Origin of the sequence: Mesorhizobium sp. (assembly GCF_005063415.1) — a bacterium.
Lineage (GTDB): Bacteria > Pseudomonadota > Alphaproteobacteria > Rhizobiales > Rhizobiaceae > Mesorhizobium.
Genome location: NZ_SUEG01000057.1, coordinates 23,842 through 33,083, shown reverse-complemented (window position 1 = coordinate 33,083; position 9,242 = coordinate 23,842). Strand labels below are relative to the sequence as shown.

Here is a 9,242-nt window from a genome sequence, read left to right as displayed (position 1 = left end):
TCGCGCGGTCGAGGAACACCGCCGACAGGTCGGCGATGCCGGCCTCGGTGACGGCGCGCAAAACCGTGTCGCCAAGGGCATCGCCGCCGCGCACCGAAAGCAGCGAGGCCGAGACGCCGCGCCGCACCGCCCAGCGCAAGGCATTGAAGACGGCACCGCCGACATGCTCGCGCATCGTGCCGGGGTTCAAGGCGGCCGGCACGAAGGCGCCGGCAACCCGGCCGCGCCGCTCGATATAGGCGCCGCCCACGGCCAGGATCGTCGGGGATTTGATCATGCCGGCAAAATGCCCTTTAGCTGTTGCCCGGGAGGAGACTAGGTCGCCGGGCGGAACCCTGCAATCGCGGGTGCGATTCGGTTGGTGACGGCAACGGCGCCGCATGCGAGGCGGGACACATCCGGAAGCAAAATTGCGAAACAAAAATAGAACAAATATAGATATGCGTTGTTTTTCAAACTCTTGGCGCTCATTGACAAATGAGAACAAATGAGGTACATTCTTTTAAGGATCGCGGGATTGTCCGGCCTCCATTGACGACCACGGGGTGATGTATCATGGCTCAGAATTCTTTGCGGCTTGTAGAGGACAAAGCGGTGGATAAATCAAAGGCTCTGGATGCGGCGCTGTCGCAAATCGAGCGTGCCTTCGGCAAGGGCTCGATCATGCGGCTCGGCGCGAACGAGCAGGTCGTCGAGATCGAAACGGTGCCGACCGGCTCGCTTGGGCTGGACATCGCGCTTGGCGTCGGCGGCCTGCCGCGCGGCCGCATCGTCGAGATCTACGGGCCGGAAAGCTCGGGCAAGACGACGCTGGCGCTGCACACGGTGGCCGAAGCCCAGAAGAAGGGCGGCATCTGCGCCTTCGTCGATGCCGAGCACGCGCTCGACCCGGTCTATGCCCGCAAGCTCGGCGTCGATCTCGAAAACCTGCTGATCTCGCAGCCCGATACCGGCGAGCAGGCGCTGGAGATCTGCGACACGCTGGTGCGCTCCGGCGCCATCGACGTGCTGGTCGTCGATTCGGTGGCGGCGCTGACGCCGCGGGCGGAAATCGAAGGCGAGATGGGCGATTCGCTGCCCGGCCTGCAGGCCCGCCTGATGAGCCAGGCACTGCGCAAGCTCACCGCCTCGATCTCGCGCTCCAACACCATGGTCATCTTCATCAACCAGATCCGCATGAAGATCGGCGTCATGTTCGGTTCGCCCGAGACGACGACCGGCGGCAATGCATTGAAATTCTATGCCTCGGTCCGCCTCGACATCCGCCGCATCGGCTCGGTCAAGGATCGCGACGAGGTCGTCGGCAACCAGACCCGCGTCAAGGTGGTCAAGAACAAGCTGGCGCCGCCCTTCAAGGTGGTCGAGTTCGACATCATGTATGGCGAGGGCGTCTCCAAGACCGGCGAGCTGGTCGATCTCGGTGTCAAGGCCGGCGTGGTCGAAAAGTCGGGCGCCTGGTTCTCCTACAATTCGCAGCGTCTCGGCCAGGGCCGCGAAAACGCAAAACTGTTCCTGCGCGACAATCCCGACACGGCGCGCGAGATCGAATTGGCGCTGCGGCAGAATGCCGGGCTGATCGCCGAGAAATTCCTTGAAAACGGCGGCTCCGAAAGCAGCGACGACGGCTTCGAGGACGACGCCGGGGTGATGTAGGAAAAGCGACGCCTCCCGGAGCGTCAGCCAGGTTTGGATTTTATGTTTTGATTTGAGTTTGCGTAATCGATGCGTTTCGAACCGCCGGCCCCGTGCCGGCGGTTCGCGTTTGACGGCGAGTCAGACGCGTTTCAAGGCGCTGATGAAAGCCGGGATTTTAGCCCATTTGGTGTTTCTGGACAGGCTGCGGTGCGACCGCTAAAAGGCCATGTCTATTTTCCGCCGGCAGCCGGCGGTTCTCTCGAAAAGGCAGTATTTCATGAGTGGCGTCAACGAGATCCGGTCGGCATTTCTCGACTATTTTCGCAAGGAAGGTCACGAGGTCGTCGCGTCGAGCCCGCTGGTGCCGCGCAACGATCCGACGCTGATGTTCACCAATGCCGGCATGGTGCAGTTCAAGAACGTTTTCACCGGTCTGGAGAAGCGGCCTTATTCGCGCGCCACGACTGCCCAGAAGAGTGTTCGCGCCGGCGGCAAGCACAACGACCTCGACAATGTCGGCTACACCGCGCGCCACCTGACCTTCTTCGAAATGCTCGGCAATTTCTCCTTCGGCGACTATTTCAAGGAGCGGGCCATAGAGCTTGCCTGGAACCTGATCACCAGGGAGTTCGGCCTGAAGAAGGACAAGCTGCTGGTCACCGTCTACCACACCGACGACGAGGCGGCCTCGTACTGGAAGAAGATCGCCGGCGTTTCGGACGATCGCATCATCCGCATCGCGACTTCGGACAATTTCTGGGCAATGGGCGACACCGGACCTTGCGGGCCGTGTTCGGAGATATTCATCGACCGTGGCGAGCATATCTGGGGCGGCCCCCCCGGCAGCCCCGAGGAAGATGGCGACCGTTTCCTCGAATTCTGGAACCTGGTGTTCATGCAGTATGAACAGGTGACGAAGGACGAGCGCGTCGACCTGCCGCGTCCGTCGATCGACACGGGCATGGGCCTCGAGCGCATGGCCTCCATCCTGCAGGGGGTTGAAAGCGTCTTCGAAACCGACCTGTTCCGCCACCTGATCGACGCTGCGTCGTCTGCGCTTGGCAAAGGTCCGGATGCGGGCACCGTCGCGTCGTTCCGCGTCATCGCCGACCATTTGCGCTCGTCCTGCTTCCTGGTCGCCGACGGCGTGCTGCCGTCCAACGAAGGGCGCGGCTACGTGCTTCGTCGCATCATGCGCCGCGCCATGCGCCACGCGCAGTTGCTCGGCGCCCGCGACCCGCTGATGTGGCGCCTGGTGCCGGCGCTGGTGCGCGAAATGGGCCAAGCCTACCCGGAACTGGTGCGCGGCGAACAGATGATCACCGAGACGCTGAAGCTTGAGGAAACTCGTTTCCGCAAGACGCTGGTGCGCGGTTTGGGCTTGCTTTCGGAGGCGACGGAAAAGCTGGCATCCGGCGACATGCTGGATGGCGAGACAGCGTTCAAGCTCTACGACACCTATGGCTTTCCGCTCGATCTGACGCAGGACGCGCTGCGCCAGCGCAACATCTCGGTCAACCTTGCCGGCTTCACGGAAGCGATGGAGCGGCAGAAGGCGGAGGCGCGCAAAAGCTGGGCTGGTTCCGGTGAGGCCGCAACCGAGACGGTATGGTTCGCGGTGCGCGACAAGACCGGCGCCACCGAATTCCTGGGTTATGAGACCGAGCAGGCGGAAGGCCTTATCCAGGCGCTGGTCAGGGACGGCAAGACCGTCGACAGCGCCGGCAAGGGCGACGCCGTTGCCGTGGTCGTCAACCAGACGCCGTTCTATGGCGAGTCCGGTGGCCAGATGGGCGATACCGGCGTCATTTCGGGCGACGGGTTCTCGATCGAGATATCCGATACCCAGAAGAAGGCCGATGGGCTTTTCGTCCATCTCGGCAAGGTGGCCAACGGCACCGTCAAGACCGGCGCGACCGTCGAGCTGAAGGTGGACCACGCGCGCCGCTCCAGGCTGCGCGCGAACCATTCCGCCACGCATCTGATCCATGAGGCGCTGCGCGAGGTGCTAGGTACCCATGTCGCGCAGAAGGGCTCGCTGGTGGCGCCAGAGCGTCTCCGCTTCGACATCTCCCACAACAAGCCGATCCCGCCTGACGAGCTCGAAGAGGTCGAGCGCATGGCAAACGAGATCGTCGTTCAGAATAGCCCTGTGACCACGCGCCTGATGTCGGTCGACGACGCCATTGCCGAAGGCGCCATGGCGCTGTTTGGCGAGAAATATGGCGACGAAGTGCGCGTCGTTTCGATGGGCACGGGCTTGCATGGCGCCAAGGCCAACCGGCCCTATTCCGTCGAGCTATGCGGCGGCACCCATGTCAGGGCGACCGGCGATATCGGCCTGGTGCGCATTGTGTCCGACAGCGCGGTCGCTGCCGGCGTGCGCCGCATCGAGGCCTTGACCGGCGAGGCGGCCAGAAAGCATCTCGACGAACAGGACAGGCGGCTGAAGGCGGCCGCCGCCGCGTTGAAGATTTCGCCGGCCGATGTGCCGGCCCGCGTCGAGGCGCTGCTCGACGAACGCAAGAAGCTCGAAAAGAAGCTGACCGAGGCGCGCAAGAAGCTGGCGCTGGGTGATCGCTCGCCAGCTGGTGTGCCTGCGGAAAACGAAACCATTGCCGGTGTCGGTTTTCTCGGCAAGGCGGTATCCGGCGTCTCGCCAAAGGATCTGAAGCCGCTGGCCGATGCCGGCAAGAAGTCGCTCGGCTCCGGCATCGTCGTCTTTGTTGGCGCCGGCGAGGACAACAAGGCGAGCGTCGTCGTCGCCGTCACCGATGATCTGACCGGCCGCTTCAGCGCCATCGATCTGGTGCGCGTCGCGTCCGCGGTATTGGGCGGGCAGGGCGGTGGCGGGCGACCCGATATGGCTCAGGCCGGCGGTCCGGACGCCTCGAAGGCCGAAGACGCGATCGCTGCGGTGAAAGCGGCTCTCGAAGCGGCGTGAACCTGCACCGGGGCGGCACGGCCTAAATGGCGCGCCGCCCAGCGGATATCTTTGAGGGCCGATATGCCGACGCTGACGATGTATCAGGTCGATGCCTTTGCCGAACGGGCCTTCCAGGGCAACCCTGCCGCCGTTCTCCTTTTGGAGGAGTGGCTGTCGGAGCAGGTAATGCAGGCCATCGCCAACGAAAACAATCTTGCTGAAACGGCGTTTGTGCGGCGGAATGGCAAAGGTTGGGATTTGCGCTGGTTCACGCCGGTCCATGAAGTCGACTTCTGCGGCCATGCCACGCTTGCGGCCGCCCATGTGCTGGCTACGGAATACAATGGTCAGGGCGAAATGGCCTTCGCCACCCGGGTGGGCGAGCTGCGGGTTTCCCGGCGGGAAGGGGCCTATCAGCTCGATCTGCCGTGTTTTCCGCCGCAGCCCATCGAGGAAGAGCTGAACTCGGCGTTGCAAGGGATATTGCCGGTCGGTTGCGAGCTTCCGCAATTTCGAGAACCTGTTTGTCGAGCTTGCCGACGAGACAACCGTGCGATCCTTCGTTCCCGATCTGCTCAGGATCGGAACCTTTCATCCTCTCGGCCTGGTCATTACCGCGCCTGGGCGAACCCAGGATTTCGTCTCGCGTTATTTCGTGCCCGGAGCAGGCATTCCCGAGGATCCGGTAACCGGCTCCATTCATGCGACGCTGGTGCCGTACTGGGCTGAAAAACTCGCCAAGACGCATCTGTCGGCATTCCAATGCTCGCAGCGCGGCGGGCATTTGCTATGCGAGCTGGCCGGAGATCGCGTGCTGATCACAGGCCGTGCGAATACCTTCATGAAGGCGGAGATCTACCTTCCCGATTGAGCGGTATTTCGCAGTGGGTTGCCTTCGGCGAAGCTGCCGATCTCCCCCCTTGCGGGGGAGATTGAATGTCACTTCGGCTTTCGCTAATCACCAGAGGGCCTTTTGCCGAACGCTTGTCTCCTCACCCTGCCTTTCGGTTTTCGCAAAACTCGCACGTTGAGCGATGCGCGCATACCAATCCCAAATATCGGCAAACTCGGCCAGCAGTTTTCGCCCCTCGGCCACCTTGACGAAATAGCCGATGATCGGCGCTGCGTGCAGGTCGGCCAGCGTCAGGTCCGTCCCCAACAGCCAAGGCCCTTCGGCTTTCAGCGAAGAGAGCGCCTGCAATGCCGTTCTCGCCTGCCTCAACCCGTTGGCGATCTCGGCTTCGTCGGGCGGCGTTTTTTCCAGCCGCTCGACGGCGACATCCCAGACCATGGCCTTGTAGGCGTAGGCGTCGAGCATGCCGGCGATCTGGTTCATGCGTGCTCGAGGCCGGGCTTCGACCGGCTGCAGCGCCGGGCCGTCAAAGGCTTCGTCGACATAACGGGCAATCGCGCCGGTCTCGTGGAGGCGAAAGCCGTCATGCTCGAAGGCCGGGATGCGGCCGAACGGCTGGTGCTCGAAATACCAGCCGGGAATGCCGTCCGCGGCAAAGATGTCGACGGGCACGAGCTCGTAGCCGACGCCCTTTTCCTCCAACACCAGCCGCACGATGCGCACATAGACGCTGTATTCCGCGCCGTAGACGACGGGCTTGCCCATGTCGGTGAGGCTCAGGCCATCGCTTTCTGCAAATTCTCGTCGATCTTGTCGAGGAAGCCGGTGGTCGAAAGCCATGGCTGGTCGGGGCCGATCAGCAGCGACAGGTCCTTGGTCATGAAGCCGGACTCGACCGTCTGGATGCAGACCCTTTCCAGGGTCTCGGCAAAGCGCCTCAGTTCGGCATTGTCGTCGAGCTTGGCGCGGTGTGCGAGGCCGCGTGTCCAGGCGAAGATCGAGGCGATCGAATTGGTCGAGGTCTCCTCGCCCTTCTGGTGCTGGCGATAGTGGCGGGTGACGGTGCCGTGCGCGGCCTCCGCCTCGACGGTCTTGCCGTCCGGCGTCATCAGCACCGAGGTCATCAGGCCGAGCGAGCCGAAGCCTTGCGCCACCGTGTCGGACTGCACGTCGCCGTCATAATTCTTGCAGGCCCAGACATACCCACCCGACCATTTCAGGCTGGAGGCCACCATGTCGTCGATCAGCCGGTGCTCGTACCAGAGCTTCTTCGCTTTGAATTCTGCTTCGAACTCCGCCTCGTAGACCTCCTGGAAGATGTCCTTGAAGCGGCCGTCATAGGCCTTGAGGATGGTGTTCTTGGTCGAGAGGTAGACGGGGTAATTACGCAGCAGGCCGTAGTTCAGCGAGGCGCGGGCGAATTCGCGGATCGACTCGTCGAGATTGTACATGGCCATGGCAACCCCGGCGCCGGGTGCGTCGAAGACGTCGTGCTCGATCACCTGGCCGTCCTCGCCGACGAACTTGATCGTCAGCTTGCCCTTGCCGGGAAAGCGGAAGTCGGTGGCGCGGTACTGGTCGCCGAAGGCGTGGCGGCCGACGATGATCGGCTTGGTCCAGCCGGGCACCAGCCGCGGCACGTTCTTCATGATGATCGGCTCGCGAAAGATGGTGCCGCCGAGGATGTTGCGGATGGTGCCGTTCGGCGACTTCCACATCTTCTTCAGCTTGAATTCCTCGACGCGCTGCTCGTCGGGCGTGATCGTCGCGCATTTCACGCCGACGCCGTATTTCTTGATGGCGTTGGCCGAATCGATGGTCACCTGGTCGTTGGTGGCGTCGCGGTGCTCGATGCCGAGATCGTAATATTCGAGCTTGAGGTCGAGATAAGGATGGATCAGCTTGTCCTTGATGAACTGCCAGATGATGCGGGTCATCTCGTCGCCGTCGAGTTCGACGACCGGGTTCGCCACCTTGATCTTCGCCATGGAAAGAATGCCTCGCTTTTGGGGAACGGAAACGGCCTTGCCCGCACGGCTGCCGGCCCTGGGATGCGGCCCGTATATCAAAGGCTTTTTGGCCGCGCAAACGGCGAACCGCTCCGCAGTGACGGCATTCCTTGCGAAAGCTTCATTTTCGCCGCCAAATATGGCAGGGGACTGCGAAATGCCGCAAACAGCAGTTCACTGACAATCATGACCGCCACCCAGGATCCCGACAACCCTCTTGCCTCCGGAACTCCTGCGTCCGGACCGGCGATCATCCTGGTCGAGCCGCAGCTCGGCGAGAATATCGGCATGGTTGCACGCGCCATGGCCAATTTTGGCCTTGCCGAGCTGCGGCTCGTCAATCCGCGCGACGGCTGGCCGAGCGAGAAGGCGCGTGCCGCCGCAAGCCGCGCCGACCACGTCATCAATGCCGTCAAGGTGTTCGGTGACCTCGCCTCGGCGGTTGCCGATTTGAACTTCGTCTTCGCCACCACGGCGCGCGCACGCGACAATTTCAAGCCGGTGCGCGGTCCGGTCGAGGCGGGCAGGGCGCTGCGGGCGCGGCAGCGGGCCGGCCTGCGCACCGGCATCCTGTTCGGCCGCGAGCGCTTCGGCCTCTATAATGACGAGGTCGGCCTTGCCGACGAGATCGTAACCTTCCCCGTCGATCCAGCCTTCTCCTCGCTCAACATCGCCCAGGCGGCCCTGCTGATGTCCTATGAATGGATGAAGTCCGGCCTGGAAGACGAGACCAAAACCAACTTCTCCGGCCCCGAAATGCCGCCTGCTGCCAAGGAAGAATTGCACGGCCTGTTTGCGTATCTGGAAGGTGCACTGGAGGCGCGCGGTTATTTCCGCCCGGCAGCGAAGAAGCCGAAGATGGTCGACAATTTGCGCGCCGTGCTGACCCGCCCCGGCTTTGCCGAGCCGGAGCTCAAGGTGCTGCGCGGAATAATATCATCGCTGGACAGGTTCTCGCCGGCCATGCCGCGCGGCGACGGATCGCCCGGCGACGACCCCAGGCGGCTTCCGGCAGCGGCGGCACGCGCTGCGAGGGCGAAAGACAAAGACTAGGCCTGCGAATGCAGCTGTCTTACCAGTAACCGAATTTTATTTGGTTTGATCCATGGTTTTCAAAACGATGGATCCTCGGATGTTTAGCTCAAATATCGGGCGTCTTCGCTTTTTCTTCTATTCCGCGGCCTTGCTGGTTGCGGAAATCGTGACCTTTGTGCTGTGCGTCGTGCTGACCATCGGCGTCGAGGGCTTGGCCAATTCGCAACCAGGTCCTTCCAGGGAAGGACTGGCCGCGGCCGTTCTCGTCGCCTCGCTGGTGATCGTTCTGTTCCGCGCGAATTTCGCCTGGCGTCGAAGCCGCGACGCGCAAGGGTCGGGTTGGATCCTTTGGTCGTATATCGTGTTCTCGACGCTGTTCGCGATCCTGCAGGCCGGCACTGTTCTTGTCGTAAAATTCGACGGCGAAGATTCGCATTCCGGTCTTAACCTGCTGGGATTAGCTCTTGTCGGGCTGTGGGCCGTCATCTTGGCGGCCAGGCCGGCGGGCGGTGGCTCTTCCGATATGGCGTCACCCCTGAGTTTCGACGATTTCGACCCGCCCGGGCCGCTGCGCGGCACCGCGGCACTTCATTCAGCGTCAGCCGCCGGCGTGACGGCCCAGGCTCCGCCCTACGCCATGCGGGCCGCACCGGTGCCGTCGAACCACCCTGCATCTCAACCTGCATCTCCGGCAACCGGCCGGCCGCGGACAGGCGGCTTCGGCAAGCGCGGCCTTGTGTGACCGGTTGCCGCATCAAGGCCACGATGGCTCCACATAGAAGCA

General features: G+C 62.8%; 7 protein-coding genes and 2 pseudogenes. 6 read left to right on the top strand and 3 right to left on the bottom strand.

All coding sequences use genetic code 11. The annotated features are described in order from the left end of the window. Positions 1–277 (bottom strand): annotated as a pseudogene (locus tag E5W70_RS16735) (carbohydrate kinase); the annotation flags it as partial. 278 nt (positions 278–555) lie between these two features. Between E5W70_RS16735 and recA the strand changes: the two are divergent. The 4 genes and pseudogenes from recA (at position 556) to E5W70_RS16715 (ending at position 5,432) form a co-directional block, all read left to right on the top strand. Continuing rightward, positions 556–1,653, top strand: coding sequence for a recombinase RecA (gene recA, locus E5W70_RS16730; RefSeq protein ID WP_023674696.1), 1,098 nt, complete (start codon positions 556–558; stop codon positions 1,651–1,653). Between the two features lie 259 nt (positions 1,654–1,912). Then, positions 1,913–4,579: an alanine--tRNA ligase gene (gene alaS, locus E5W70_RS16725; protein WP_292659847.1), complete on the top strand. Its 2,667-nt coding sequence runs from the start codon at positions 1,913–1,915 to the stop codon at positions 4,577–4,579. Between the two features lie 63 nt (positions 4,580–4,642). Then, positions 4,643–4,966 (top strand): annotated as a pseudogene (locus E5W70_RS16720) (PhzF family phenazine biosynthesis isomerase); the annotation flags it as partial. Positions 4,967–5,111: 145 nt separating this feature from the next. After that, a complete protein-coding gene (locus tag E5W70_RS16715; protein WP_292659845.1) occupies positions 5,112–5,432 on the top strand; it encodes a PhzF family phenazine biosynthesis protein in 321 nt (106 codons plus the stop codon). Positions 5,433–5,519: 87 nt separating this feature from the next. Here E5W70_RS16715 and E5W70_RS16710 read toward each other — a convergent pair whose 3' ends face one another. After that, positions 5,520–6,179 (bottom strand): glutathione S-transferase family protein, encoded by a 660-nt coding sequence (locus E5W70_RS16710; RefSeq protein WP_292659844.1) that lies wholly within the window; start codon positions 6,177–6,179, stop codon positions 5,520–5,522. An 11-nt stretch (positions 6,180–6,190) separates the two neighbouring features. Continuing rightward, complete coding sequence (locus tag E5W70_RS16705) at positions 6,191–7,402, bottom strand: NADP-dependent isocitrate dehydrogenase (protein WP_292659842.1); 1,212 nt, start codon at positions 7,400–7,402, stop codon at positions 6,191–6,193. A gap of 207 nt (positions 7,403–7,609) precedes the next feature. Between E5W70_RS16705 and E5W70_RS16700 the strand changes: the two genes are divergently transcribed. Further along, a complete protein-coding gene (locus tag E5W70_RS16700; RefSeq protein WP_292659840.1) occupies positions 7,610–8,476 on the top strand; it encodes an RNA methyltransferase in 867 nt (288 codons plus the stop codon). Between the two features lie 79 nt (positions 8,477–8,555). Beyond that, on the top strand, positions 8,556–9,200 hold the full coding sequence (locus E5W70_RS16695; RefSeq protein WP_292659838.1) for a hypothetical protein: 645 nt from the start codon (positions 8,556–8,558) through the stop codon (positions 9,198–9,200). Positions 9,201–9,242 lie beyond the last annotated feature (42 nt).